General features: G+C 45.6%; 27 protein-coding genes and 1 tRNA gene. 22 read left to right on the forward strand and 6 right to left on the reverse strand.

Going from position 1 to position 25,309, the window contains the following annotated elements; all coding sequences use genetic code 11:
- Positions 1 to 35: 35 nt before the first annotated feature.
- From DLD82_RS16555 to DLD82_RS16600, 10 genes are all read left to right on the forward strand, one after another.
- Positions 36 to 578 (forward strand): pyruvate ferredoxin oxidoreductase subunit gamma, encoded by a 543-nt coding sequence (locus tag DLD82_RS16555; protein ID WP_109942242.1) that lies wholly within the window; start codon positions 36 to 38, stop codon positions 576 to 578.
- Between the two features lie 2 nt (positions 579 to 580).
- Positions 581 to 838 (forward strand): 4Fe-4S binding protein, encoded by a 258-nt coding sequence (locus tag DLD82_RS16560; protein WP_109942243.1) that lies wholly within the window; start codon positions 581 to 583, stop codon positions 836 to 838.
- A complete protein-coding gene (locus DLD82_RS16565) occupies positions 838 to 1,998 on the forward strand; it encodes a transketolase C-terminal domain-containing protein (protein WP_109942244.1) in 1,161 nt (386 codons plus the stop codon). The genes DLD82_RS16560 and DLD82_RS16565 overlap by 1 nt, the downstream gene beginning before the upstream one ends.
- Before the next feature lies 1 nt (position 1,999).
- Positions 2,000 to 2,887, forward strand: coding sequence for a thiamine pyrophosphate-dependent enzyme (locus tag DLD82_RS16570; RefSeq protein WP_109942245.1), 888 nt, complete (start codon positions 2,000 to 2,002; stop codon positions 2,885 to 2,887).
- 138 nt (positions 2,888 to 3,025) lie between these two features.
- The gene (locus DLD82_RS16575) at positions 3,026 to 4,978 is read left to right on the forward strand and encodes a histidine kinase dimerization/phosphoacceptor domain -containing protein (protein ID WP_109942246.1); all 1,953 of its coding nucleotides are present in this window, start codon (positions 3,026 to 3,028) and stop codon (positions 4,976 to 4,978) included.
- 19 nt (positions 4,979 to 4,997) lie between these two features.
- The gene (locus DLD82_RS16580) at positions 4,998 to 5,717 is read left to right on the forward strand and encodes a response regulator (RefSeq protein ID WP_109942247.1); all 720 of its coding nucleotides are present in this window, start codon (positions 4,998 to 5,000) and stop codon (positions 5,715 to 5,717) included.
- Positions 5,704 to 6,126, forward strand: a complete 423-nt coding sequence (locus tag DLD82_RS16585) for a GNAT family N-acetyltransferase (RefSeq protein ID WP_245920485.1) — start codon at positions 5,704 to 5,706, stop codon at positions 6,124 to 6,126. Before DLD82_RS16580 ends, DLD82_RS16585 begins: the two co-directional genes overlap by 14 nt.
- Positions 6,127 to 6,167: 41 nt before the next feature.
- Complete coding sequence (locus DLD82_RS16590; RefSeq protein WP_109942249.1) at positions 6,168 to 7,175, forward strand: DUF1848 domain-containing protein; 1,008 nt, start codon at positions 6,168 to 6,170, stop codon at positions 7,173 to 7,175.
- Positions 7,172 to 7,537 carry a type II toxin-antitoxin system MqsA family antitoxin gene (locus DLD82_RS16595; RefSeq protein ID WP_109942250.1) on the forward strand — a complete coding sequence of 122 codons (366 nt, stop codon included), beginning with the start codon at positions 7,172 to 7,174 and terminating at the stop codon, positions 7,535 to 7,537. The genes DLD82_RS16590 and DLD82_RS16595 overlap by 4 nt, the downstream gene beginning before the upstream one ends.
- Positions 7,538 to 7,580: 43 nt before the next feature.
- Positions 7,581 to 7,859, forward strand: a complete 279-nt coding sequence (locus tag DLD82_RS16600) for an AN1-type zinc finger domain-containing protein (protein ID WP_109942251.1) — start codon at positions 7,581 to 7,583, stop codon at positions 7,857 to 7,859.
- On the opposite strand, the gene DLD82_RS16605 is transcribed toward DLD82_RS16600, so the two are convergent.
- Genes DLD82_RS16605 through DLD82_RS16620 form a run of 4 tightly spaced genes read right to left on the reverse strand, consistent with a single transcriptional unit; the run spans position 7,851 to position 11,794 of the window.
- Entirely contained in the window at positions 7,851 to 8,807 is a 957-nt protein-coding gene (locus DLD82_RS16605) for an ADP-ribosylglycohydrolase family protein (protein WP_109942252.1), read from the reverse strand. The genes DLD82_RS16600 and DLD82_RS16605 overlap by 9 nt on opposite strands.
- Before the next feature lie 9 nt (positions 8,808 to 8,816).
- Positions 8,817 to 9,554, reverse strand: coding sequence for an ABC transporter ATP-binding protein (locus DLD82_RS16610; RefSeq protein ID WP_109942253.1), 738 nt, complete (start codon positions 9,552 to 9,554; stop codon positions 8,817 to 8,819).
- A 46-nt stretch (positions 9,555 to 9,600) separates the two neighbouring features.
- Entirely contained in the window at positions 9,601 to 10,005 is a 405-nt protein-coding gene (locus tag DLD82_RS16615; RefSeq protein WP_109942254.1) for a pyridoxamine 5'-phosphate oxidase family protein, read from the reverse strand.
- A gap of 52 nt (positions 10,006 to 10,057) precedes the next feature.
- Complete coding sequence (locus DLD82_RS16620) at positions 10,058 to 11,794, reverse strand: PAS domain-containing sensor histidine kinase (protein ID WP_109942255.1); 1,737 nt, start codon at positions 11,792 to 11,794, stop codon at positions 10,058 to 10,060.
- A gap of 63 nt (positions 11,795 to 11,857) precedes the next feature.
- Here DLD82_RS16620 and DLD82_RS16625 point away from each other — a divergent pair, with 63 nt between their 5' ends.
- Complete coding sequence (locus DLD82_RS16625; RefSeq protein ID WP_146199843.1) at positions 11,858 to 13,264, forward strand: MFS transporter; 1,407 nt, start codon at positions 11,858 to 11,860, stop codon at positions 13,262 to 13,264.
- Entirely contained in the window at positions 13,261 to 13,473 is a 213-nt protein-coding gene (locus DLD82_RS16630; protein WP_109942257.1) for a hypothetical protein, read from the forward strand. Before DLD82_RS16625 ends, DLD82_RS16630 begins: the two co-directional genes overlap by 4 nt.
- 11 nt (positions 13,474 to 13,484) lie before the next feature.
- On the opposite strand, the gene pyk is transcribed toward DLD82_RS16630, so the two are convergent.
- The gene (gene pyk, locus DLD82_RS16635) at positions 13,485 to 14,936 is read right to left on the reverse strand and encodes a pyruvate kinase (RefSeq protein WP_109942258.1); all 1,452 of its coding nucleotides are present in this window, start codon (positions 14,934 to 14,936) and stop codon (positions 13,485 to 13,487) included.
- Between the two features lie 114 nt (positions 14,937 to 15,050).
- Between pyk and DLD82_RS16640 the strand changes: the two genes are divergently transcribed.
- The 6 genes from DLD82_RS16640 (at position 15,051) to DLD82_RS16665 (ending at position 22,301) form a co-directional block, all read left to right on the forward strand.
- Positions 15,051 to 15,737, forward strand: coding sequence for a metal-dependent transcriptional regulator (locus tag DLD82_RS16640; RefSeq protein ID WP_109942259.1), 687 nt, complete (start codon positions 15,051 to 15,053; stop codon positions 15,735 to 15,737).
- Positions 15,734 to 17,590 (forward strand): ferrous iron transport protein B, encoded by a 1,857-nt coding sequence (feoB, locus tag DLD82_RS16645; protein ID WP_109942260.1) that lies wholly within the window; start codon positions 15,734 to 15,736, stop codon positions 17,588 to 17,590. Before DLD82_RS16640 ends, feoB begins: the two co-directional genes overlap by 4 nt.
- Positions 17,591 to 17,627: 37 nt before the next feature.
- Entirely contained in the window at positions 17,628 to 19,046 is a 1,419-nt protein-coding gene (locus DLD82_RS16650; protein WP_109942261.1) for an aldehyde dehydrogenase family protein, read from the forward strand.
- Between the two features lie 109 nt (positions 19,047 to 19,155).
- The gene (locus DLD82_RS16655; RefSeq protein ID WP_109942262.1) at positions 19,156 to 20,190 is read left to right on the forward strand and encodes a hypothetical protein; all 1,035 of its coding nucleotides are present in this window, start codon (positions 19,156 to 19,158) and stop codon (positions 20,188 to 20,190) included.
- A 56-nt stretch (positions 20,191 to 20,246) separates the two neighbouring features.
- Complete coding sequence (locus tag DLD82_RS16660; RefSeq protein WP_109942263.1) at positions 20,247 to 21,176, forward strand: CAP domain-containing protein; 930 nt, start codon at positions 20,247 to 20,249, stop codon at positions 21,174 to 21,176.
- A gap of 60 nt (positions 21,177 to 21,236) precedes the next feature.
- The gene (locus DLD82_RS16665) at positions 21,237 to 22,301 is read left to right on the forward strand and encodes a sensor histidine kinase (protein ID WP_219968495.1); all 1,065 of its coding nucleotides are present in this window, start codon (positions 21,237 to 21,239) and stop codon (positions 22,299 to 22,301) included.
- On the opposite strand, the gene DLD82_RS16670 is transcribed toward DLD82_RS16665, so the two are convergent.
- Positions 22,302 to 22,982: an HAD family hydrolase gene (locus tag DLD82_RS16670; RefSeq protein ID WP_109942265.1), complete on the reverse strand. Its 681-nt coding sequence runs from the start codon at positions 22,980 to 22,982 to the stop codon at positions 22,302 to 22,304.
- A gap of 217 nt (positions 22,983 to 23,199) precedes the next feature.
- On the opposite strand from DLD82_RS16670, the gene DLD82_RS16675 reads away from it, so the two are divergent.
- From DLD82_RS16675 to DLD82_RS16690, 4 genes are all read left to right on the forward strand, one after another.
- Positions 23,200 to 23,847, forward strand: a complete 648-nt coding sequence (locus DLD82_RS16675) for a helix-turn-helix domain-containing protein (protein WP_181391499.1) — start codon at positions 23,200 to 23,202, stop codon at positions 23,845 to 23,847.
- A gap of 119 nt (positions 23,848 to 23,966) precedes the next feature.
- Positions 23,967 to 24,419: a hypothetical protein gene (locus tag DLD82_RS16680; protein WP_181391500.1), complete on the forward strand. Its 453-nt coding sequence runs from the start codon at positions 23,967 to 23,969 to the stop codon at positions 24,417 to 24,419.
- Positions 24,420 to 24,471: 52 nt separating this feature from the next.
- Positions 24,472 to 24,545, forward strand: a tRNA-Val gene (locus DLD82_RS16685).
- Between the two features lie 106 nt (positions 24,546 to 24,651).
- Positions 24,652 to 25,176, forward strand: coding sequence for a tetratricopeptide repeat protein (locus DLD82_RS16690; protein WP_109942268.1), 525 nt, complete (start codon positions 24,652 to 24,654; stop codon positions 25,174 to 25,176).
- The last annotated feature ends 133 nt before the right edge of the window (positions 25,177 to 25,309 follow it).

The raw sequence follows: 25,309 nt of genomic DNA on the forward strand, positions 1-25,309 counted from the left end.
TATGATTAATCGTGTAAAATATTCTGGGAATTTTCTTGAGAGAGTTACGGATCCATGGGAGAGGTGGTCAGGGCTCAGTGACTGCAGCTGAGCTGATTGCCGTTGCTGCCTTTAAAAGCGGAGTATTCTCGCAGGCTTTTCCGGCATTTGGTGTCGAAAGAAGGGGTGCACCGGTTCAGGCATTTGTCAGATTTTCAGATGAAAAAGTACGGCTTCGAAGTCAGGTCTATGAGCCGGATTATGTGATTGTGCAGGACAGCTCCCTGATTAAAGATGTTGATGTTTTTTCCGGCCTGAAAAAGGGTGGAATCATCATCATCAATACCAGTGGAGAAATAAGCGGCAACATTCCGGACGGTGTCAGATACATACCGATTGATGCAACCAGGCTTGCGCTTGAGATATTGGGTGTTCCGATTACAAACACAACGCTGATGGGAGCATTTGCGGCAGCATCAGGTGAAATCAGTCTTGATGCACTGGAAGAAGCCGTCCGGGAGCGTTTCTCCGGTTCACTTGCCGATAAAAATGTCGCAGCATCAAGGGCCGCGTATGAAATGGTTAAAGGGGGTGTCTGAATATGGCACTTCGAATCGGGTGCGCATCTGCCCCCGGCCAGGCCAGGGATAATAAGACCGGGTCATGGCGGGTTTTCAAACCGATCTTTGACCATGAAAAATGTACATCCTGTGGGATGTGTCAGCTTATCTGTCCTGAAGGATGTGTCCTGACGGATGATGGGAAGTTTATTCCTGACTATGATTTTTGTAAAGGATGCGGGCTCTGTGCCTATGAATGCCCGGCAAAAGCCATCACCATGGAAACGGAGGAGAAATAATGAAAGCTATCCTTGAAGGCTCTCATGCAATCGCTGAGGCAGTTCGACTGGCAAAGCCGGAAGTTATATCTGCTTACCCTATTACTCCACAGACACATATTGTAGAGCGCCTTGCTGAAATGGTGGCAAATGGTGAACTCGAGAGTGAATATATCTGCGTGGAAAGTGAATTTTCAGCACTTTCTGCAGCTCTTGGTGCATCCTGTGCCGGTTCCCGTGTCTATTCTGCAACATCTTCCCAGGGACTATTGTTCATGGCTGAAGTCTGTTTTAATGTAGCCGGAATGAGGCAGCCGATTGTTATGTCCATTGCAAACCGGGCAGTGAGTGCTCCGCTTTCTATCTGGAATGACCAGCAGGATTCCATTGCGCTTCGGGATGCAGGATGGATTCAACTCTATGCCGAGGATGTACAGGAGAGTTTTGATCTGCATCTCCTTGCGTACCGTGCCTGTGAGGATCACCGGGTTCTGCTTCCGGCCTTTGTCTGTTTTGACGGATTTATCATCTCTCATACCTATGAACCGGTGGATATTCCGGAAGAAAAGGAGGTGCAGGCATATCTCCCACCCTATAATCCGCTAAACAAACTGGATGCAGACGATCCCCTGAGCATGGGCATGTATGCCACACCGGATTATTACATGGAGTTCAGATATGAGATGGACCGGGCAATGGACCGTTCTCTTGCAGTTCTGAAAGAGGCCGGAAAAGAGTTCAAAAAAATATTTGGTCGTGACTACAGCGAACTTATCGAATCTTACAAACTTGAGGATGCAGAAGTTGCCATAGTGGCTCTTGGCTCTATTTGTGGTACCATCAAGGATGCCGTGGACGAGATGCGGGCAGAAGGTAAAAAAGTCGGACTATTAAAGATCCGTGCCCTTCGTCCTTTCCCTGCAGAAGACATTAAAAAAGCCCTCTCCGGAATTAAGAAGGTAGGAATATTTGAAAAGAATATCTCAATCGGTTCCCGGATGAAAGGTGCTGTCGGATATGAAGTCAAGGATGCAATTAATGATTCATCCGTTCAGGTCCTGAGTTATGTTGCCGGACTTGGCGGTCGTGATATCCGCATCCGTGATATCAAGAAAATAACTGAGGAAATTGAAAAAGGTAAAGGCGATTGCTTCTATGGTATCCGGGAGGAGTTGATCTGAAATGGCAGACAAAAGCCTTGAAATGGTAGAGTGTGGTCACCGTGCCTGTGGCGGGTGTGGTCCTGCATTGGCAGCTCGCCTTATCCTTAAAGGGGCCGGCGAGCGGACTATTATCTGTGCCGCAACCGGATGCATGGAGGTATTCTCAACTCCCTATCCCCAGACTGCCTGGAAAGTTCCCTGGGTCCATTCACTCTTCCAGAACAGTGCAGCAGTCGCTTCTGGTATTGAAGCATCCCTGAAAAGACAGGGACGGGATGAACATGTTATCTGTATCTGTGGTGATGGAGCAACCTTTGATATCGGTGTGCTTTGCATCAGTGGAGCATTTGAACGTGGACACAATATCACGTACATCTGTTATGATAATGAGGCGTACATGAACACTGGTATCCAGCGTTCCGGTGCAACGCCGTTTGATGCAAGCACCACCACCTCACCTGCCGGAAAGAATAGCCTTGGAAACAGCCGGCCAAAAAAGGACATGCCTCAGATCCTTGCAGCTCATGGTGCACCCTATGTTGCAACCTGTTCGATTGCCTACCCCAATGATATCATCAAAAAGGTTGAGCGTGCGGTAAATATTGATGGTCCATGTTATATTCAGATCCATACTCCGTGTTGTACCGGATGGGGTTTTGACGGATCAAAGACCATTGAACTTGGAAAACTTGCCATTGAAACCGGACTCTGGGTAAACTTTGAGATTGTCAATGGCAAACTTGAGAAAGTGAAAAAAGTGAAACGAAAACCGGTCGAAGATTATCTAAAGGTCCAGAAACGGTTTGCCCATCTCTTTAAACCGTCTCTCAATACTACAGAGATTGCTAAGATCCAGGCGATTGCCGATGCAAATGCAGAAAAATACGGCATTGATCTGAAGATTTAATCTCTTTTTTAAGGTTTTAGTATTAGCCATGACCTGATGGAAAGGGGCTGATAATTCCTGAAAATGTTTCTGACCGGATGTCACGATAAAAGGTTAGGTATTTATAGCGAACAGGAATAATCATAGCATTCTATTCGGGTGGTCACAATAATACCTGTCCTCTTTGTCGATGACAACAGGGAACTCAGTAATATTTTCCAATTTTACCTGGAAGAGACAGGTCTTTTCACCGTACATGTATGTCTGGACGGAGAAGATGCCCTCCGGTATATTGCAGAAAATCCTGTTGAGGCCGTCATTTCTGATTTTGATATGCCTGATATGGATGGAATTACCCTTCTTCGGCATATTCGTTCAACTCATCCTCGTCTGCCCTTTATCATGCTTACAGGTAATGACAGCAAGGAGACTGCAATAGAGGCACTAAATGCTGGTGCTGATTTTTACCAGAATAAGGCAGAAGATCTCGAGATACAGGTCCTTGATCTCTCCCACAAATTGAAAATCCTTGTTGAAAAGGCACAGGCAGAACTGGCCATACAAAAAAAAGATAAAATTCTCGAGGTCATCAGCAAAACTGCCGGCCAACTTCTTAAGGGGTGTGATTTTTATTCTGAAATGGAAAAAACACTTCGTGAAGTCGGTCCGCTTACGGGTGCCAAAGGAGCTTTCATCGGCAATCCCGTTTTACAGGAAAATGAACTCCAAGGAGTTCCTCCTGAAGTTATTGTCTGGTGGGATGATGAAAAGGAGAAGGAAAACGGCTTATCCGGAAAACCTTTACTCACCCTTTTATCTGAACTTGTAAGAGCATTCTCTTCCGGAAAGGAGAAATCCGGTCAGTTGATGCATTGCCGGTCTGATGATGCTGATCCGGCGGTCAGAAGATCAATGGAGTATCTTTCCGTTACCTCGGCAATTTTCTTTCCGGTATTTGTCGGAACAGAACGATGGGGATATCTTTCATTCCTTTTTGAAGGAATAAAACAGATTCCGGCAGAACCGGAACGATATGCCCTGACCATGATGGCTGAACTGGCAGGGGCTGCACGATACCGGGCATACATGGAGGAATACTTTAAGAATCCGGTGGAAAAATCTCTTGTCGGAGTATTTCTCATCCGAAGTAAGCGGTTCATCTACATCAATCCTCGTTTTTCGATGATATTTGGAATACCTCGGGAAGAGATAATCCGGACAAAAAGCCTTCCTGGTCTTTTAGATGAGAACGACAGTTCCAGGGTTCTAAAAGTAATGCAGGAGATCTGTGCGGGGAGTATAGAATCCGGACATCTGGAAGTTACTGCCAAAAGCAGGGATGGTTCCCGCATTTTTCTTGAACTCTATCTCACCGTATTCAGGCACAACAGTTCATCATTTATTATAGGGAACTGTCTGGATATTACCCAGCGAAAAGAGGCTGAAGAACAGGTCCGGGTAAGTGAAGAACTCCTGAAACAGAATATGATGAGTTCTCTTGAGGAAAAAGAGACTCTTCTTCGGGAGATTCATCACCGGGTAAAGAATAATATGCAGATTATTGCAAGTCTTCTTCGCCTGTCCAGTTTTGAGAGTAAAAACCCGGAGGTTCACGATATCATTCGTGACTGCAGGAACCGAATCTTTTCAATGGCAGCTATCCATGAGAAACTCTACCAGACAGATAAATTAACCGCTGTTCCTCTCGGGAGTTATATCCGGGATATTGGCAGCAGGATAATTCATGAGTTTGAAATGGATACCGGACAGATAACCTATGATGTTATTGAGGGTGAACCGGTCCTGGTGGATATCAGCATTGGCATTCCTGTCGGTCTCATGATTAATGAATTAATAACAAACAGTATCAAGCATGCATTTCCACAAAATCATTCAGGGACGATAGAGATTGAGATAAGCCTGGCAAACGCATCCTGTCACCTCCGGTATCGTGACAATGGAATAGGTCTGCCGGTAGATTTCTCCCCAAATCTGCAGGATTCATTAGGTATTGAACTCATTAGAAATCTGACTCATCAGATTCAGGGGACTGTTTCGTTTGAATCAGAAAATGGCATGATATGTAATCTAATCTTTCCGCTTACCCCTTAACAAAAGAATCCGGAGGAATATGACGAAGGCACGTAGCATATTGGTTGTAGAAGATGAAATGGTCATCTCAATGGAACTTGCAGGGACTCTGAAACGATTAGGGTACCAGATTGCAGGACAACTGATCAGCGGAGAAGAGGCAATAGCCAGGGCCGGAGAACTCTCTCCTGACCTCATCCTGATGGATATCAGACTGAAAGGAGAGATTGATGGTATTGAAGCAGCAAAGCAAATCGGTGAGTTATATGATATTCCGGTTGTGTTCCTGACCGCTCATTCGGATGATACAACCCTTCACCGTGCAATTGCCATACAACCTTCCGGATACCTTATTAAACCATTCAACGACCGGGAATTATATTCAACCATTGAACTGTCTCTGTATAAGCACGACCTCCGGCTTCGTCTTCGTCCATCCGGAATCATCGAGACCGGATTTTCAGAAATTCCTGATGATGTTCCCTGTCTTTTTGTCTCCCGTGATTTTATGATTCTCGCTGCAACAAAGGCTGCAGGAATACTCTTTTCTGCTCCGGTCAGTTCAATGATTGCGACAAAACTTGATTCGTGGATATGTCTCTCTTCCGGTAAAGCAATTACATCTCCAGAGACAGTGCAGGTAAAAACAAAAGATAATCACCGTGTTCCGGTCACTATCAACCTTGGGTTCTTACAAGATCAGAAAACCCGGACAAATGGATTTCTACTCTTTTTTTCCCGGAGGGATGAGCCTGCCTGAGTCATGTTCGATTATGCAGGTACACGAGTGCCATCATGAGGAAATGCGTCTTCTTCTTCGCTGTGGTGAGTGGTGGGAGGATTACTGGGATGATTCTGTTCTCTCTGTAATTGTGGAGAAAAGTTTTGCATTTGTTGTGGCAACAGACAGCGACAACCGGTGGATTGGAATGGGAAGGGTCATCTCAGACGGGGTTTCAGATGCATATCTGCAGGATATCGTGGTCCTTCCTGAATGGCGGGAAAAAGGCATTGGCACTGCCATGGTGAAAAAACTAATGGCCCTCTGTCATGATGCAGGGATTGGGTGGATTGGCATCATCGCAAATCCAAATACCGAGTACTTTTACCGCCGGTTCGGGTTTTCCCGGATGGGCGGATATACCCCTATGCGATATGAGGGAGCATGAGAGAACTGATGACTTGTTTCTTCTTATAACTTCATTTCTTTATGCCTGAACGAAAATATCCGCTGTTTACTGATGAAGGAACTCTGGTTCAGGCTGTATGTCCGGTGATCATCTCTGCAAGCAGGTCCACAGATATTCCGGCGTACTATGCAGACTGGTTTACATCTCGGCTTAAAACCGGATATATCAGATGGATAAACAGCTTTAATCCAAACCTGCCATATTATGTTTCATTGCAAAATACCCGTGCAATTGTTTTCTGGACTAAGAACCCTGCTCCTATTTTTCCTTCTCTGGATTACCTGGATGAACTGGGATTATCATATTATTTTCAATATACTCTGAATGATTATGAGAAAGAAGGATTTGAACCAGGGGTTCCTTCATTAGAGGATAGAATAACTTCATTTAAAAATTTATCAGATCGTATCGGAAAAGAACGGGTTATCTGGCGGTTTGATCCGGTTCTGGTTACACCAAATCTTGCTATACCTGAACTATTAAGCAGAATTGAATATATCGGTTCCCGGATCTCTCCCTATACTGAAAAGATGGTGTTCAGCTTTGTTGAGATGAGATACGCGAAGGTGAAAAAAGCAGCATCAGTCTTTCATTTCAGGGCACTATCACCTGAAGAAAAAGAGGAGTTCATCTCCGGAATTATCCGCTTAAACAGGGAATGGCATCTCACCCTTGCATCCTGTGCAGATGAAACAGATTATTCTCCTCTTATAATTCATAACAAATGCATTGATGATGAACTGCTCTTCCGGATTGGAAAGGATGATTCGGAACTTATGAAATATCTTCGGGAAACAAAAAAGGATCATGGGCAGCGTTCTGCCTGTCATTGTATCCGGAGTAAGGATGTCGGACAGTATGACACCTGTCTGCATGGGTGTGTATATTGTTATGCGACAGACCATGAGAAGGCAGTATTGAATTTTTCAAAGCACAAACAGATGCCGGAATCAGACACCATTACCGGTGAGAAACCGGTATGTATGCGACCGGTGAATAATGACATCACAAAGTACATAGATTCATGATAAATTATTCAATTCATGCAGATGAAAAGATGGATTTGCTGGATATCACCGCATCTGAAGTAGAAATGGTTTTGTTAGAGGGAGAAGAGATAATTGTGAATTGCATGTATTGTAAAAATGGTGACCTCAAAGATGATTATATCACAAGATCGTACGAAAAAGATGGGGTAGTAACGGTAATTACTGGTGTTCCTGTAAAGATTTGTGAAATCTGTGGTCATGAATACCTAGATCATGAAACCGTTAAAAAATTAGAAATTATCCGGAAAAAAAGTAGAATGCCTGGACTTTCTATGGCAGTTTTTAATTATTCTACATCTATCCACCATGAAACGAATGAACCGATCCCCATTCATGAGTAAAATATAATATGATGAGATAAAAACCCTCAGATAGTAATAACATATGAACTGTGAAATTTGCGGCGAGGAGATATCCGGAGGATCTGCTTTTACCTGTAATTACTGCGGGGGAGTGTTTTGCCCGAAGCATCGTCTACCGTTCAATCATAACTGTAAAAATATCGCCGAATGGAAAAAAGCAGGTGCTCCGGGGAAGAAAACTACCCGATATCAGAAAAAGGCTGCTGTCCCCGGAATCACTGTCCGGAGAAAGAAGGAACTTATCATCGGGGGAGCCATCGTCATCTGTCTGTTGGTGCTTATAGGGATATACTTATTTTAATCCACCCCTGGCCGGAAAATGGGCAGATAACCTATCTCCTGTCTTTATCAGAAATTCTTTTCCATATGGGCCCTCTTCAAGTCCGGATATCAGGTTCCATACCCTGTTATCTTCCCCAATAATTAGTGATGCACCAAGAGCCACGGCTGCCACGGTATCAGTATCTCCTCCAAGGAGAACTGATTCGGTAAGAAGCCTGTAAGGCTCATCTCCGAAACAGAGAAGGAGTGCAAGTATTGATCCAAGAAAGATTCGTGATTCAGTAAAAGGAACTCCATACCCGGCATGTTCTTCAAGGATTATTGTCCGGTCAGGCACCGTGAGCCGGGCACATCTGTCACAGTATGAAATAATCTCCGGGTTTATCTCACCTACCGCATCCCGTATCCGGTTCCATACGATATCCCATGAGGTATTGTGGTAAATTTTTTCATGAGCGATGAGTGCAACCGCGACAGTTGCGGCGATTGCATCCGGATGACCATGAGTTACTGCTGCACTCAGTATTGAGTTTCGGATGACTTCGTTTCTGTCCGGAAAAAAACCAATGGGTAGTGCCCGCATTGCAGCACCATCTGTCTTTCTCTCCAGACGATCTTCCTGGGATATCCCTGAGAGAAATGAATCCGGGTCCGGGCTAGAGAGCATTTTTTTCGTAACCTTTGAATACCCTGACCGTGGGTCACGATGATATGCAGTCAGAAATGATTGTGCTATTCTCTCTCGAGTGAATGATTCCCCTGACGCCATGAGTTCTGCAAGGGCCAGTGCCTGCTGGGTATCATCGGTGTACCTCCCGGAGATAAAGCCCCTGGTATGCAATAACTCCTGTATCTCAGTGTATGGCCTGTTCTCAAATGGTGCTCCATAACTGTCGCCAGTTGCAATACCAAGAAGCATCCGGGCACCGATGGTATAATCAAAAGAACGAACCGATCCGGATGTCATAAAAAAGGATTATAAAATTTTTGCACAGCTCAGGCACTCTTTATAGCCTTTTTCTTTGATTAGTTTGAGAATCTCGCGGGGATTCCCATGACACTTGAACTCTCCGTTGATCATCACATGGCCCTTATCAACATCAAGGTAATCAAGAATATACCCGGTATGAGTAATCACCAGACCGCTGTTCTTCCGGTCAATAAACCGCTGGTTTTTCTGGAGAAGCCTGGCGATAGACTCGCCCATAAGATGAATATTCTCAAGGTCTACTCCGCTTTCCGGTTCATCAAGCATGATAAAACTTGGATCCTGCACCATCATCTGAAGGATCTCACTTCTCTTGATTTCACCACCGGAAAAACCAAGGTTAATATCCCGTTCAACAAACTCCTCCATGTTCATCCGGGTTACTGCAGCTGTTACAAACTCCGGTTTCTTCTCCGGGTTTATCACATCCAGCATCTTCCCAAGTTTTAGTCCGGGAATAGATGGCGGCCTCTGGAACATGATACCCATCCCGAGTCTTGCACGCTCATGGACCGGCATGTGTGTCACATCAGATCCGTTAAAGCTGATGCTTCCTCTGGTAACATGATATGCATCAAAACCCATAATGGTCATGAGCAGGGTGGATTTTCCTGATCCGTTCGGCCCCATCAGGACATGGGTTTCCCCGGGTTTGATATGCATGGTTATGCCATGGAGGATTTCCTTACCCCCAACTTCTACATGCAGATTATCAATTTTCAGCATATGGTAACGTACCTGTTTATTTTTGGGTTAAAAAAATCAGGGGTTTTCAGAGTAATTTTTTGCCAGCTTCAGCTCCAGGCATGCATTCGAATACATCGGTTATTTTCAGGATGAGAAGTGACTTTACCGAGAGGTTTGGTTTCTTCTCCTGGATCATAGCTTTCAGTTTTGCATGTTCATCCCCGCTGGTTTTAACCGTTACATCGGCCTTTATCTGGAAACAGCCTTTTGCACCCGGACCATAGAGATATAATGCAGCTTTTGGATTTTCAAGAACATTCTGGAGTGATTTCTGCATGAAATTGTCTCCAATCCAGATGGTCTCATCGTCTATCAGAAAAACAGATCCCATGGGGGCAACATTCGGAATCCCCGATTTTGAGGCGGTTGCAAGAGGAAATACCTTCAAAGCCTCAAATGCTTCCTTCATTACCTGCGTTAGTGCAACCATGGTACTTGAATCTATCCGGTATCGTATAATAGTTTAGGTTTTTTATCCCGGCCTATAATGAGTCAGGGAAGATAACCCTGACAACCGCTCCCCCGTCATTTGCAAGTGTCATCGTCCCGGATAGTTCGATAGATAGGTTTTCTATGATAGTAAGACCGCTGCCTCCACTTCCTGACTTGATAACCGAATCAGGAAGGCCTTTTCCGGTATCCTGAACCTGGAATATGTGCCAGTCCTCTTCATGAAGCAGTGAGACCTCTATTCTTCCGGCCTGGCCTGGCTCAAACGCATGGGAAAGTGCATTAAAAACAGCTTCTCCGGTGATAATCCCAAGGGCTGATGCATGTTTCTCTGAAATAATTTCATCGTCCGGACATCTGACCGTAAGATCAATGTCTATGAGTTCTTCTGTGAATTCTTCGGTTATCTGTTCAACTATCCGCCGGATATACCTGGATATATTGATCCCGCCCCCTTTCCCTCCTCCTGTCTCGTAGAGCTGGATGACTGAATCCAGGAATATCTTCCCATAGCGCATGGCAAGTTCCGGATCTGCAGATGTGGAGAGTTGTTTCTGGGCAAAAATATTCCGGACGGTCTGAAGATGACTGACATAAGAATGCCTGGTCTCTCTGGATGGTTCGCTTCTCTCTCCGGTTTCTCCGGAAAGTCCCTGGGCCTGTCCGGAAGAAAACGTCCAGATAATAAGATTTTTATCTCCGCTCTGGATCTCCCTGGCCATGACATGGATGTGTCTTCCCTCAGAATCGGTATCAGTCCCTTCCGCCTGGTTAGCAATGCCAAGACTTTCCCGTAGTTGTTCAATGGTTGCTGTGCTAATTACACCAATATCCCGGAGATCAGATCCGGTCAGTGAAACCGGAGAATCCTGTGTATATTCCCTTGCTGCATGATTTATCTCCTGGATACGCATGTCTTCAGCCGTTGTGATGATTGCAGGTACAGGCATCCGGGTAAACAGGTCATGGTACAGGAGATCCTTTCCTTCTGATACTCCGTTCAGATCGTCTCCCGGTGAAATACTTACTATTGATCCGGAAATGCCCCCCGGTTTAAACATTCTGACTAATAGATAACTGTTTTGTCCGTCCGGGTGGACAAATCCGAATCTGGCACTGCTGGTTCCTGCGGTCAGAATCTGGGACCGGAACTCTTCAAATCTTTTTTGTTCGGTTGGCAGAAGTAACTGAGAAAAGGGAAGTCCGGTTATCGCGGTCTGTTTCATGCCAAGCACTTTTGTAACAGACGGGGTAATATAGGACAAAACTCCGTCATTATCTAAAAGTGCAATGAGTTCCTCAGTATGCGAAAGCAGCTGAAGACATATCTCCGGAGATAGTGCTTCACCGGTTTTTGTATATTCCGGAGTAGCAAGCACCCTGATAATATACCCTTCAATTCCCGAAAGTGACAATGGTCCGGCAAATGATCCGCTTCCGATGATAATTCCCTCTGCAGGAGATCTGTCTTTGACCTGAAGATGTGTCCAGAGAAGAAAAGTTGTCTTTCCGGTCAGTCCTGCCTGGATAGTGCTCCTGGCTTTGTCCCGCTCATCAGGATGAATAAGATCAGGCAGTGATAAAAATCCGGTATCTACCAGTTCTGCCGGTGTATATCCACAAACGGTGCGTGCTCCTTCATCTGCATAGGTAATGGTCAGTGCAGCATCAGCCCTGCACTTAAAACACATTCCTGCAATATTTGCTTGTTCTCCCATAATCCCCCCGATTACTGGTTGACTGAAAAATATTCCAATAAATACAGTCATGTATGAGAATAGACGAGGTATAGTTTTATTGATCCGGGGTCGAAATGAAGAGGGGTCAATAGATTGAAGCAAGAGATAATAAAAAGATATTCTGGTTTGCTTCTCTTGTTATCTCTGACGGTTATGCTGGTGATGGCAGGAGAATCAATGCTTACTGCGGCTCTTGTGGAAATAGAGCATGAATTCTCTGTACCTGGTATTTATGAGTCATGGGTGCTGCCGGTAGTCCTCCTGGTGGGAGCAGTCGCAGCACCGTTTGTAGGCTCTGCAGGGGACCGGTATGGACATAGAAAACTCCTTCTGTTATGTCTCAGCATCTACCTTCTTGGTCTGGTAATGGGTATCCTGGCGCCGGACATCTGGACACTGCTTATCAGTCGTGGTCTTCAGGGTGCGGGAATTGCGGCATTCCCTCTTGCATATGCAATAATCAGGAACCGGATGCCTGAACCTGCTGCTGATGTTGGCATTGGTGTCATCAGTGCCATGTATGGTGCAGGGACATTTATCGGGGTGATAACCGGATCATTTATCACCGAATCATTTTCATGGCGGATGACATATCTGGTCCTCATTCCGGTAGCAATCCTTTTGATAATCCTGGTATCGGTGTTCATCAGGGAGAATGAATCTCACAAAAGGGGAGGGAGCCTTGACTGGGCAGGTTTTTCCTCGTTTTTACTATTCCTGTTCCTTGCACTGGTACTCTTTTCATTACCTGCTGAAGAGAAAATTTCTCTTTTTGCTGCAGGGATAGGATTATCATGCATTCTGACTTTTGCAGTATTTCTCTATGCAGAAAAAACAGCAGTTCATCCTCTCGCTGATCTTCGTCTTCTTCAAAAGCGTCCGGTAACAATCCTCATGATCATGGGATTTCTTACGATACTGGCTTTCATGATGCTGCTTCAGATGATGCCCTATGTTATCAGGCTCCCTACCGGCCTTTCCTTCTCTGCAGAAATTGTCGGTCTGATAATTGTTCCCGGAACCTTGTGTGATATGATGGCAGGGCCACTCACCGGTCGGATGATTCCAAGAATCGGATGCAGGATACCCTGTGTTATCGGATCCCTGATGTTAACCGGAGCAGGAGTAATGCTTTTTGTATCTCCCCTGTCAGTTGAAGGATTGACAGTGGCATGGATGCTTTTTTCATTTGGAATGTCAGTCATCGCCACTGCTACCCTTATCGGGGTTATGGATCATATAAGAGAGGACAGGACTGCTGAAGCAACCGGCATAATCCAGAGTATGCAGACCCTTGGAGGTATGACCGGGCCGGTTGTGACCGGACTTCTCCTTGAAACGTCACAGGTTTCGATGGAACATCTGGGCGAGACCTGGACAGTTCCTACAATAGATACCTATTACCTGGTCTTCCTTTCGGTAATTGTAATCAGTCTCTTCCTGCTCCTGATATCCTGGTTTTTCATGGATAAAAAGAAAAATTCTGGTGAATATGTATGAAATCTGAAAAAAAACTACTATGCCCCTTTGATAAGAAACCATGTATTGAGAATATGTGTGCGGTATGGTCAGAAGAGAGAGGGGTTTGCTCTTTTGCATCAAGCGGCTTTGCGGACCAGCAGAAAAGCACTCTTCCTCAAAAGAAACCTATCGTGACTGAAAAGGCAGATGGAGGTTCTGGAAAATACCGGACTCTTCTTTTTGATTAACAGGGGGAGATTCAGGGGAGTTCTTCTACCTTTATCATATTTGTTCTTCCTTCTTTTCCGGAAAAGTTCCCTGCAATAATTACCAGTTGTTCTTTTGATGAAGCAATCCCGGTCTGTCTGGCAATGGCAATTGAGGTACTGAAGAGTTCATCCGCTGATTCTATCGGTTTTGAAACGACGGGCTGGACTCCCCATCGTAAAAGAAGTCGTCGTGCAACAAGGGGGTCAGGAGTTAGTGCCAGGATTGGTGCTCTTGGTCTGCACCGTGATACCCGTTCAGCAGTAAGTCCGGACCTGGTATATGCAACAATTGCCGGACTACATAGTTCTTCAGCGATATAGCAGGCACGATAACTGATGATATCTTCCACACTTTTTTCGTGCCAGCCTTCACGTTCATTGAGCATCCGGAGGTACGGCAGGTGTTTCTCGGTCTCATTTGCGATTCTGCTCATCATGAAGACCGCCTGACCGGGATTCTTTCCAACCGATGTCTCTGCAGAGAGCATGGTCGCGTCACTTCCATCGACAATAGCATTGGCTACATCGGTCACTTCTGCTCGGGTAGGCCGACCCCTGCTGACCATTGACTCAAGCATTTCTGTCGCGGTAATAACCGGAATCCCTCCAATGTTGCATGTTCGAATGATTCGTTTCTGGATATCCGGAACCTGCTCTATTGGAAGTTCCACTCCGAGATCCCCCCGGGCAACCATCACGCCGTCTGCCTCAGCAATGATCTCCGAAAGCCCTTCTACTGCCCGGACACATTCAATTTTTGCAATTAACGGGATATTATCAATTCCTGCAGAACTCAGGAGGTGGCGGGCAGCCCTGATATCATCAGCTGAACCAACAAAAGAAAGAGCGATATAGTCTGGCTCCATGCTGATACCCCGCCTGAGTGATTCCTGAAACATGGGGCTTGCATAGGGAATACTGGGTCTTCTTCCCGGAATAACAACTCCCATTCCTTCCCTGATGGTGCCTCCGGAAACTACGGTTGTGAGCATCGGAGGGCCTGGTTTTATCACTTGGAGGGTGACCGCACCATCTCCAACCAGAATAGTGTCACCTGCACAGATTGTGGGTATACAATTTTCCGGGTAGACATGGATTGCCCCGGCCATCTTTGTATCCGCTGTTATCTGGATACTGTCACCAGTCCTGACCTCCCGGGGAGGTGACCCATAGAGCACCCTGAGCTTTGGTCCGGGGATGTCAACCAATATGCCAATCTCCCGGTTCATTTCTTTAGCAACAGACCGGACTTTCATAACCGTTTCCCTGTGCCATGATTCTTCTCCATGAGAGAGATTTAGCCGTGCAATGTCCATTCCGGAGGCTATCATCTCTTTAATTATTCGTGGATTATCTGAAGCAGGACCAAGGGTTGCAATTATCTTTGTCCTTCGAAGAATAGATGAAAAAAGAAAATCAGGGGGGTAATGATCACTATTCATTCTGATGAAATATGATCCTGAGGACAATAAAAAAGTATAGTGCTTACCATGTCGTTTGAAGGTTCTGAAAAAAAAATGTGGATGAGTCAAACATTCAATTTTTTAGCAAACTGAATGAGTACAGTATCGAGCACTATAAACCGGTTTATCAATAATTATTTAACGCGAATGGATACTGCTGAACGGGAAGATACCCTGCTTTCACTGATGCGTCTTTTTGAACGAACCAAAGAGAGTTCCTGCTCTTCTGATCTGGCTAATCAGGCCGGGATTCCTGTTCAGAATATGGAGCAATTTCTGTATCTTCTCATTGAATCCGGTGATGTAGAAAAAGATGAAAATGGCCGGTATTTTTTGACCAATAAAGGCCTTCATGCTGCAAAAACTGTGATGCGCAGGCATCATGTCCTTGAAACATTTCTCCAGGAAATGCTGGGGATGGATCATGAAAAGGCACATGAACAGGCCTGCACCATGGAACATCATACATCGGATGATACGATAAACCGGCTCAGGCAATTCCTCCGGAAAGGCCGGGATTGTCCGGGGTCGTGCCAGGTCCATCACCGTCATCATACCTGCACAACTCTTGCCGATTGCAGACAGGGCGAACATGTGACAATTACAGCCATCAAAGGATGCGGACGGGCATTACGACTGGCTGACTTAGGTCTAATTCCCGGACAGGAGGTTCAAGTTCTTGAGCGAATGGCTGATACGATGCTCATCAGGGTGAAAGATTGCGATATTGCCATTAGTCCTGAAATTGCCCGTACAGTCCTGGTCGGGGTGGACCAGTGAAGATTGGGCTTATTGGAAATCCGAATGTTGGAAAATCCCTGATATTCTCCCATCTTACCGGAATTGGTGTTGAGGTTAGTAACTATCCGGGAACTACGGTTGATATCCTCTCCGGTGTATCCTGTATCAACCGCCTTCCGGTGGAGATCACCGATCTTCCGGGTATATATTCTCTTGACGGTGAAAGCGATGAAGAACGACTGGTAAGAGATCTGGTGACTTCCCGGTCATTTGATGTCCTGGTTATGGTTCTTGATGCCGCTCACCTGGAACGAAATCTGTATCTCTTTCTGCAGGTTTTAGAACATCAGGTTCCGATGATTGCAGTTCTGAACATGGCAGATGAGGCAGAAGAGCAGGGAATTTCCATTAATACTCAGGCTTTTTCTGATATCTGCGGGGTTCCCGTGCTCCTTACTGCTGCAACTATCGGAAAAAACCTGCCTGAAATAATTCCTCTTGCTCTGGAAAAAGCGGCAATCGGACATTTTCAGGTCTCATATGACCGGCACATTGAAGCTGCAATCCGGACATTGGGGCGATTATCCGGGGCAGACCGGATATCTGTTCTTCTGGCACTTCAGGGAATTGGAACTGATGTATTACTGCTGGAAGGGGCGGCAACCATCGCCAAAGAGATTGAAGAAGAACACCAGATGCCGGTATCACGAATTCTTGCAGGAAACAGGCATCATGCTGCAACAGAACTCAGCAAGCAGGTCATAACTCGTGCGCCGGTAAAAGAATCGCGCGGACCTGACCGGTGGCTGCTCCGTCCATTCCCCGGAGTCCTGATAATGGCCGGGGTTCTTATCTCATTGCTTTTGTGTGTCTTCATGGTAGGTTCTTTTTTTGAAGAACTCATCGTGGAAGGATTTGATCTCTTTATCATCGAACCACTCAAGGCCGCAGGTTTTGACCCCCTGGTCTATGAGTTGCTCTTCTCCTTTTTTATTGCCATTCAGGCTGGACTTGGTATTGCATTTCCTTTTGTCTTTACGTTCTACCTTCTCATGTCGGTAGTGGAAGATACCGGATACATGAGCCGGATTGCATTCCTTGCCGATCGTATTATGCACCGGTTTGGTCTTCACGGGCAGGCGATAATTCCCATGGTTCTCGGTCTTGGTTGTAATGTTCCGGCGGTTATGGCAATACGCCAGATAGGGACGAAACGTGAGCGGTATATTGCAGCATTTCTGATAACCATGGTTCCGTGTTCTGCAAGGACGGTAATTATTGCCGGAATTGTTGCGGTTTTTGTCGGGATTTATGCTGCACTTTCGATTTATCTGATAATATTCGTACTCATCCTTCTTACCGGAATATTTCTTTCACGGGTGACTACCGGCAGTCAGCTTGGCATGGTCCTGGAAGTTCCTCCCCTTCGTATTCCCTCACCTGGTATGGTTCTTACCCGTGCATGGATTCATATCCGTGAATTTCTTGTGATTGCAATGCCGCTCCTCATCGTCAGCAGTGTAATCCTTGGATTGCTTGGATTTTATGGAATCCTGGATGTCATTGAACTGTATACTGCACCGGTTATGGAAGGACTGCTTGGTCTTCCGACCTTTGCCTCGACGTCACTTCTTTTTGGTATCCTTCGAAAAGAGATGGCATTTGAAACCCTTGTTGTTCTTGCCGGAACTGCAAATCTGACTGAGGTCATGACGACTCTTCAGCTCTATATCTTTGCCCTGGTAAGCACCCTTTTTGTTCCCTGTATCTCAACGATTGCTGTTTTATACCGGGAACAGGGTCTAAAAACAGCGGTCCTGATATCAATTTATACCGTTTTACTCGGACTTGTTGCGGGAATCCTGATTAATTATGTATTCAGGGTCATGTAACTGAAGTGTTTATTCCAGAAGATCGAAAGAGTATAATATGGATTCCCATCCCCTGATTCTTGGTGGAAACTGTAAAAAAACAGCCAATCTTAAAGAGGTACATAATCCCTACACCGGCCAGGTATGTGGCATTGTCTCGATGGCAGGAAGGGATGAAGTTCTTGAAGCGCTCATGATTGCTGAAAAGGGAGCTACAGTGATGGCCCGCCTTCCTTCTCATGCACGGGCTGCAATACTTCATCGACTGGCCGATTTGATGCAGGAAGAGGCTGAAGAACTTACTTCAATCATTATTAAAGAAGGGGGAAAAGTCAGAAAATATGCAGTCGCAGAAGTTTCACGGGCCATCGGAACCATCAGAATATCTGCAGAGGAAGCTGTCCGGATATCCGGGTCCATGGTTCCGATGGATGGGTATCCTGCAGGGGAAGGACACCTGGCATTTTCTATACGTGTTCCTGTTGGGATAGTACTCGCGATAACTCCCTTTAATCTACCGCTAAATCAGATCTGTCATAAAGCAGGGCCTGCAATTGCTGCCGGAAATTCATGTATTATCAAGCCGTCGTCAGCAACTCCGATGACTGCCCTGAAATTTGGCGAACTGTTTCTAAAAGCCGGGCTTCCAAAAGAGGCAATGAGTGTACTTCCCTGCCAGTCTGATATCGCAGAACTGTTAGCGGTTCATAGAAGGATTGGTGCATTAAGTTTCACCGGCAGTCCGGAAGTCGGCTGGCATCTTCGTCAGGTGACCAAAGCCGGAAGGATCACTCTTGAACTGGGAGGCAATGCTGCTGTAATTGTTCATGATGATGCGGATATTAAGACTGCTGCAGGGCGGATTGTTGAGGGCGCATTTTCACATGCCGGTCAGGTGTGTATCTCTGTCCAGCGTGTTTTCGTTCAGCAAAAGGTCTATGATTCTCTTGTCCGGGAGATTGAATCACGGTGTAATGCCCTCAAAATTGATGATCCTGAAAACATCGAAACCGACATCGGTCCGATGATTCATGAAGACAAGGCAAGCCAGGCGCTTTCCCGTATTTCCGAAGCAGTAGCAAAAGGGGCAAAACTGGTCTGTGGGGGGAGATGTGAGGGAGCAGTTCTCTATCCAACAGTCCTTGTTGATACCACTCCTGATATGACCATTAATTGTGACGAGGTTTTTGCCCCGGTTGTAACAGTTACTCCCTATGAAACATTTGAAGAAGCTATTGAGATGGTGAATAATTCAAAATACGGGCTTCAGGCAGGAGTGTTTACCTCAGACATTAAAAGAGCTGTTTATGCGGCCTCCTCAATAGAGTGTGGTGCAGTTGTTATCGGGGACATACCGACGTACAGGATTGACAGTATGCCGTATGGAGGCGTGAAAGCTTCCGGAATCGGAAGAGAGGGCCCTTTTTATGCTATCCGGGAGATGACCGAAGAGAGACTTATAATCATTAAGGCTTGAATTTTTTGCATAAGAAACCAGAGGACATAAATTCCTTTACTGAAATATTCTGGTATATCAGTACTCGGTGAGAACCCGTTCTCCAAATACAATACTGTAGGAAGCATTCATGAAGATTGACAAAAAGTTGTTGTTGATTATTACTTTTGTCGGAGCATTGGTGGTTCTTCTTCTGGTGTTTTTCCTAACCACCGGGTTTTCTCCAGGTATCAAGGATTATATCAGTGCGGTTTATTTTGCAATATGGATAACGGCAGCCATGGGAATGTGGCTGTATGGGATCCAGCCATATTTAGAGGACAGGAAAAAGGCAAAAGAGTCAAAGAAAGCTCCATCGGTGGCACAGAAAGTCGCTCCCATGCCCTCTCCGAAATCCGGTCTTCCCCTTCGTGACAGGATTCGTGAATATGTTACAGAACGACGGAAGGAAGAAGGATTACCTGTTCCTGAACCTCTTCTCCCGTCAAAGGCCGGTGGCGGGGCGGCTCCTGTAAAAACTGCAAAAGGTACGGGTAGTTCCTCTGGTGCTGCGATGGGTGCAGCGGCTGTATCCGGAGCTGTTGCCGGCGGAGCAGCTGCAGCTTCAGTTGGTGAGGGTGACCTGCCCCTGCCTGATGATTTTGACGAGGCCGGTGGCGGAGATGTCTTTGGAGATGAGTTTCCGGAAGAAGAGGGCGGTTCACTTCCGGGTCTTGGTGATGAGGAACTTGGTTCATTTGATGAAGAGGGTGGTGAGCCTTCCCTTCCTGGCCTTGGTGACGAGGATTTCGGGTCATTTGATGAGGGTGAGGGTGGCGAGTCTTCTCTTCCCGGTCTTGGTGATGAAGACCTTGGTTCATTTGATGAGACCGAAGTTGAAGAGGGCCCGTCAGCTGATACTGGTGGTCTTCCTGACTTTGAAGGGGATCTTGAATCAGATATTTCTGAATCTGATATCTCTGATTCAATGGATGATTTCTCCGAAGAAGAGTCCGGCTCTGATACCGATCTCCTGGCAGATGATACCGGTGAAGGTGGGCTCTCCGAAGATGGTCTTCCTGACCTTGATATGCCTCTTGATGATGATATAATGGATGAAGATATGTCCAGCGATGATGAATTTTCAGATATTGAATTTGAAGATATCGAACCTGATGAAACCTGAATAGGGTAAACCCACCACAAACCCCTTTTTCTTATCGCTCATACCTGTGTAAACTGATGAAATCATCTCTCTTCTCTCCTGTTCTCATTATCCGATTATTCCTTATTGGCACCGTTTTTTCCCTCTCGTCTTCTGTGGTATATGCAGGCTCTGTCGGACCTGTTCTTGTGATATCAGATATTTCCGGAGATGAGGATGCTTTTTCAGGGTATCCTTATAACGGCTCAATCACTCTTGAAAATCAGGGAGATCAGACCTCGGGTGTGACAAAAGTTATCGTATTCCTGAAAAATTCTGAAACTGAAAAGAGTTACACCATTTATTCTGATCTCATTGATCCGATAAGGCCCAAAGAAGCCAGAACTCTTGACTTTGTTGGTACTGCAGACGAAGAAATAATTCCGGGAAAATACTACCTGCATGGGTATCTTCCTGAATCATCTATCCGAGAGCTTGATAATACGAAAACACTTGCAAGAAATGTCCATCCGGTTCTGGTCACTCCAAAAGAGCTACCTGATAAGGATGTTCTCTTGCAGGATATCATCACAGCGATAAGTAACCAGACAAATGAGCAGCGGATGGTAAGCGGAATAAGTTCTCTTGAGTGGGATGACTCACTTGCTGAAATTGCCGATGGGTATGCAAAAGAAATTTCTGGTTCAACATTTCTCTCTCATACCGACTCATCCGGCAGGGGACCTTCAGAGCGTGCTGAGGAGGCAGGGTATCCGATAACAAAAGAGATAGAAGGTGGTGTCAGGATCGGGATCTCTGAAAATCTTGCATACATCGGGACCGGGATGGTTGCCGGAGTCGGGTACGTGGATCCGACAGATCCAACCGCCATTGCAAGAGCACTCATGGATGGCTGGATGAAGAGTCCGGGTCACCGTGAAAATATTCTTGATCCCTTATCTGACCGGTTCGGAGTTGGAATATTCTATCATGACGGGTATTACTACGCGGTATCGAATTTCTGGTAATACCATAGTTGGGTTCATATCATAATGTATAAAACGAATCCGGAAGACGCATATAATCAGGTGAACAGAGAAGGCACAAAACCTAAAGAGCCCGTGCATTCGTGGGAACTCCTACTTGAACCCGGAATTTCATGGATTGTCTGGCGCCAGGATAGTGACATTCTTTTCAGTCTTCCAGAAAATAATGGGAATTCTGTATCGGTATCAGAAGTAAAATCAATAGAATCAGTTTTTCCTCCTGACATCGCTTTTGTGGTGCATGAGGAAATCAGCAACGCTCAAGAGATGAATCCGGGACAGACCAGGACTATCTCCCTGGCTCTTCCCGGCTCTGATCATGGGTGGTCCGGAATCCTCTGCAGACTTGTGGATGGAAGGTTTTTTCTTATCTGGTCAGGTCAGGCAGCCGAAGAATATGAACCTGAATTTTGTGATATCAATGAACATATCCGTTCAGAACGAGCGGTCAGAAAGGCGAATGAAAAACTGAATTTTTTTAACGGTATTGTACGCCATGACATTGCCAATCTCATCATGGGTATCACCGGATATCTAGATATTGTTAATGAACTAAATACCGATGAAGAAATCCGTCTTCTGGTCAAAAAAAGCCGGAATCTGAGTGAACGAGTCAGACGGGTCATTGAGCTTACCCGGAGTTACCAGGACTTTGGAACCCGTCCTCCCTCCTATATTGAGGCTGCACAGGTTGTCCTTCGGATATTGCATCGTCGTGAATTCTCAGGTATCATCGAAGCAGAAGTTGAGCTTCAGGATCTGTATGTCTATGTTGACCGGATGTTTGATGAGGTCATATACGAGATTGTCAGAAATAGTATTCAATATGGTGGAAACGGGGTCCGGATCCGGTTTTCTTGTGCTGCAGGTACGGAGGGAATTACCCTTATTATAGAAGATAACGGACCTGGAATCCATCCGGATGAGAAAGTCAGAATCTTTTCCCGGAATTATGCAGACCGGAAGGGATATGGTCTTTATCTGGCGGCAGAGATTCTTGATGTCACCGGGGTAACAATAAAAGAAACCGGAGTCTTTGGAGAGGGAGTACGGTTTGAAATGTTCTTTCCAACCGATACCGCCCATTTTGGAAATAATTTTGTGTGATTATCCCACGATTCCAAGAAGGGGCAGGAGATCAGAAAACCGGTCGATTACGTGCACTGGTTTTTCATTTAGCGAGTCACCAATCCAGTCTCCGTATCTTGCATGCACCGTGGTGTAGCCAAGTTCGTTTCCCGGAATCATTTCCCGGCGAATAGAATCTCCAACAAGCCAGATATCATCTTCCTGAATTTTCAGTTCCCTGATTGCATGAAGGAACGGGGTATGATCAGGTTTTCTTTTCCCGGTAATGTCCGGTGTTATTAGTACCCGAAAATAATCTGCAAGGCCGCATCGGTCAAGTCTTTTCTTTGCCTGTCCGGTGGATGCATCGGTTACGATGGCCATGGGGATGCTTTTTTCATAGAGCGTTATGATAGCCTGGATAACTCCCGGATATGGGGTTACATGAGCAATTTTTGTCTCTTCAAAAAGTTTTACTGCATGGTCTGCCAGTTCCGGAGTAAATACTCCCCTGTCTTTCAGATAATCATGGATATGTAAGGAATCTTCAAATCCACGGACCGGACGTAAAAAATATTGAAAGAGATCTTCAGGGTTGCCTGCGGCGAGGTACCTGATAACTGCGGTGCAGGCTGCATGTTTAGCATCGGTAAAGGTGCAGAGTGTATTGTCAAGGTCAAACAGGATTGCATCCGGCATCTGGCCGGCTGGTTCTTTCATCTTTCTTATTCTTTTTTTCTGATGTGAGATAGGGTTTCCCTGCAGGTCCCTTCGAGAGTCCGAATCATGCGGGTATCCTTCTGTAAGGGTGTGTTATCCTGTCAATATAGGGGATATTATCGGTAAAACCATATTCAAGTATCACTCATATTTTCATTCGCGCAAATATTTGTGGAGGTGTACGAGACTTACCATCTCGGCATATATGAGAAAGGATTTGACAATATCCCTTGATGAAGAACATATTAATGAACTGCTGGAAGTTGCGGAAAAGCAAAATATCACCCTTTCAGCGCTCATTCGCACGATTGTTGCATCATATCTGCAGGCAGTCCGGGATGGGAGAGCCCCGGTCCTTTCGGGCATTTTGTCTGGTGATGAGAATGAAACCCTGGCTGCGGATTCTTCACTTCTATCACAGACGGTAGCATATCATGGGAAGCTTATTGATGAGTTGCAAAAAAGGGTGGTGTTCCTCGAAGGCGGTCTGAAAAAACCAGGAGTTCAGACTTTTCCCAGTAGTCATATACCCGATATTATGACTCTTACCAGTCCGGCTTTAGGTATTGCTTCTGGTACGGGTGTTATTGATACCGATCTCAGGCCGGTATCCGGACTTTCTGATGAGGCTCTGGTCAAGATACCTCTGCAGCCGATAGCTCCGGTGATGGATGCCATGGAGATGGGATCTATGAAGATTCATCCGGAGAAGGAGTATTCACAGACCGAGGCGGCAGTTGCCCTTCGGGTTTCGGTATCCACGATGCGGAAATATATCAAAGATAAGAAGATTCCAGCAAGAAAAGTTGGCAGATCCTGGCTTATCCAGGGTGCAAATATTCTCTCTTTCAATTCAGAGACGTGAGCAAACCAGAGGGTTTTTCTCTGTGTCCTGATAATGTAAAAGGTACCGGGCATCACTCTGGTGTGGGAGGTGGGGCTCTACACCAGAACATGCCCTGGGATGCAGCATGCAGGGGGAGCATGCAGAAACAACCGTATAATCTGTTTCCTGTAGTTTTTTTACTTCTTGTACTTCCGGTTATTTTAACGCCGCCTCAGGTAACGGGTTGCTGTGATGAGATTGTGTCTACCAGAAACATGCTCATACTGGCAGATTATCCGGATGATATGGTGCCTGTACCGGTGATACACCCGGAAGAAGCCAATAAGACAGCGTCACAGGCAGTACCTGCTCCTGAGTCCGGCCCGGTGATGTCGGTTCCAATTCCTGCCGGATTGAAAACTCCTGCGATCTCTCAGGTTTCATTGCTCGCTGACCCGGCACCAACTCCGACTCCATCGATGGCGAAGGGATGGGTTCAGGTCAATCTGGGGACTTCGATTGACAGTCCGGGACAGATGGTTGAAGACAGGCAGCGGTACATGGCTTCCGGGTTATTTAATGTGCATGTGTACCACCAGTTTGCCGGATAAGGGACAATAGATAATGCTTATATTGTTTCAGGTATACTTTGTTAGGCGCAACGGGCTTATGGTCTAGGTGGTTATGACACCGCCTTTACACGGCGGAGGTCGCCGGTTCGAATCCGGCTGGGCCCATCCTTCTTTTAATATCACTTTATTATCCGGGAAAAATAAAATCTCTGATGTAAATCCTGGGATTATGGGTGAGAAGTATTAATTATTCTAAAAATAATTATCCTTAATGAATCCATCGATCTCTTTTTTTCTGGTATTGTTAATCGTATGTCTGTTGGCAGGCGGTGTTCTGGCAGAATCGATGGATAAATATTTTGAAAGTGAATATTTTAAGGAAAAAATAGGGAGTTCTTATATTTATACCCAGATAGATATCGAATCATTGTATCTGGAAGAATTTTCAACTCTTGATAAGTCCATACTGATAGATACCTTAAAAGCGGAAGAACTCAGAAAAAAATTGCCGGAGGGTTGGAGTTTAGGTACCTTTGATGCCAATACGAAAATTCTGGCATCCTATAAAAAGGCGATTCAAAAGGATGAGTCAAATCCAAAAGCGTGGTATAATATGGCAAATGCCCTGAAAAGACTTGAGCGATATACCGAAGCACTTTTTGCAATCAATATGGCGATTCAATTAGATTCTGAATATGCTCATGCATGGAGTAATAAGGGGGCTATTCTGAAATCTATGGGTAAGCTTCAGGAATCGAATGAGGCATTTGCAAAAGCCAGCGAACTGGAAGAATAATAATTGATTATCCGGATATTTTCAATCTCATTTTTTTCACTCGGCAGATATCAGATTGTTCGTTATTGAAAAGCTCACAGTCCCCAAGGAGATATTTAATGTATCAAAACTCCGCATCTATTGAGACAGGTGT

The organism is Methanospirillum stamsii (assembly GCF_003173335.1).
Lineage (GTDB): Archaea > Halobacteriota > Methanomicrobia > Methanomicrobiales > Methanospirillaceae > Methanospirillum > Methanospirillum stamsii.

Bases quoted from the DNA above. Each gene is read 5' to 3' on its own strand.
- DLD82_RS16580 (WP_109942247.1), top strand. From the start codon at position 4,998: ATGACGAAGGCACGTAGCATATTGGTTGTAGAAGATGAAATGGTCATC.
- DLD82_RS16565 (WP_109942244.1), top strand. From the start codon at position 838: ATGAAAGCTATCCTTGAAGGCTCTCATGCAATCGCTGAGGCAGTTCGA.
- DLD82_RS16660 (WP_109942263.1), top strand. From the start codon at position 20,247: ATGAAATCATCTCTCTTCTCTCCTGTTCTCATTATCCGATTATTCCTT.
- DLD82_RS16690 (WP_109942268.1), top strand. From the start codon at position 24,652: ATGAATCCATCGATCTCTTTTTTTCTGGTATTGTTAATCGTATGTCTG.
- DLD82_RS16655 (WP_109942262.1), top strand. From the start codon at position 19,156: ATGAAGATTGACAAAAAGTTGTTGTTGATTATTACTTTTGTCGGAGCA.
- DLD82_RS16600 (WP_109942251.1), top strand. From the start codon at position 7,581: ATGAACTGTGAAATTTGCGGCGAGGAGATATCCGGAGGATCTGCTTTT.
- DLD82_RS16570 (WP_109942245.1), top strand. From the start codon at position 2,000: ATGGCAGACAAAAGCCTTGAAATGGTAGAGTGTGGTCACCGTGCCTGT.
- DLD82_RS16630 (WP_109942257.1), top strand. From the start codon at position 13,261: ATGAAATCTGAAAAAAAACTACTATGCCCCTTTGATAAGAAACCATGT.
- DLD82_RS16650 (WP_109942261.1), top strand. From the start codon at position 17,628: ATGGATTCCCATCCCCTGATTCTTGGTGGAAACTGTAAAAAAACAGCC.
- DLD82_RS16670 (WP_109942265.1), bottom strand. From the start codon at position 22,982: ATGAAAGAACCAGCCGGCCAGATGCCGGATGCAATCCTGTTTGACCTT.
- DLD82_RS16620 (WP_109942255.1), bottom strand. From the start codon at position 11,794: ATGACTGTATTTATTGGAATATTTTTCAGTCAACCAGTAATCGGGGGG.
- DLD82_RS16605 (WP_109942252.1), bottom strand. From the start codon at position 8,807: ATGACATCCGGATCGGTTCGTTCTTTTGATTATACCATCGGTGCCCGG.
- DLD82_RS16610 (WP_109942253.1), bottom strand. From the start codon at position 9,554: ATGCTGAAAATTGATAATCTGCATGTAGAAGTTGGGGGTAAGGAAATC.
- DLD82_RS16640 (WP_109942259.1), top strand. From the start codon at position 15,051: ATGAGTACAGTATCGAGCACTATAAACCGGTTTATCAATAATTATTTA.
- DLD82_RS16590 (WP_109942249.1), top strand. From the start codon at position 6,168: ATGCCTGAACGAAAATATCCGCTGTTTACTGATGAAGGAACTCTGGTT.
- DLD82_RS16585 (WP_245920485.1), top strand. From the start codon at position 5,704: ATGAGCCTGCCTGAGTCATGTTCGATTATGCAGGTACACGAGTGCCAT.
- pyk (WP_109942258.1), bottom strand. From the start codon at position 14,936: ATGAATAGTGATCATTACCCCCCTGATTTTCTTTTTTCATCTATTCTT.
- DLD82_RS16615 (WP_109942254.1), bottom strand. From the start codon at position 10,005: ATGGTTGCACTAACGCAGGTAATGAAGGAAGCATTTGAGGCTTTGAAG.
- DLD82_RS16595 (WP_109942250.1), top strand. From the start codon at position 7,172: ATGATAAATTATTCAATTCATGCAGATGAAAAGATGGATTTGCTGGAT.
- DLD82_RS16560 (WP_109942243.1), top strand. From the start codon at position 581: ATGGCACTTCGAATCGGGTGCGCATCTGCCCCCGGCCAGGCCAGGGAT.
- DLD82_RS16680 (WP_181391500.1), top strand. From the start codon at position 23,967: ATGCAGAAACAACCGTATAATCTGTTTCCTGTAGTTTTTTTACTTCTT.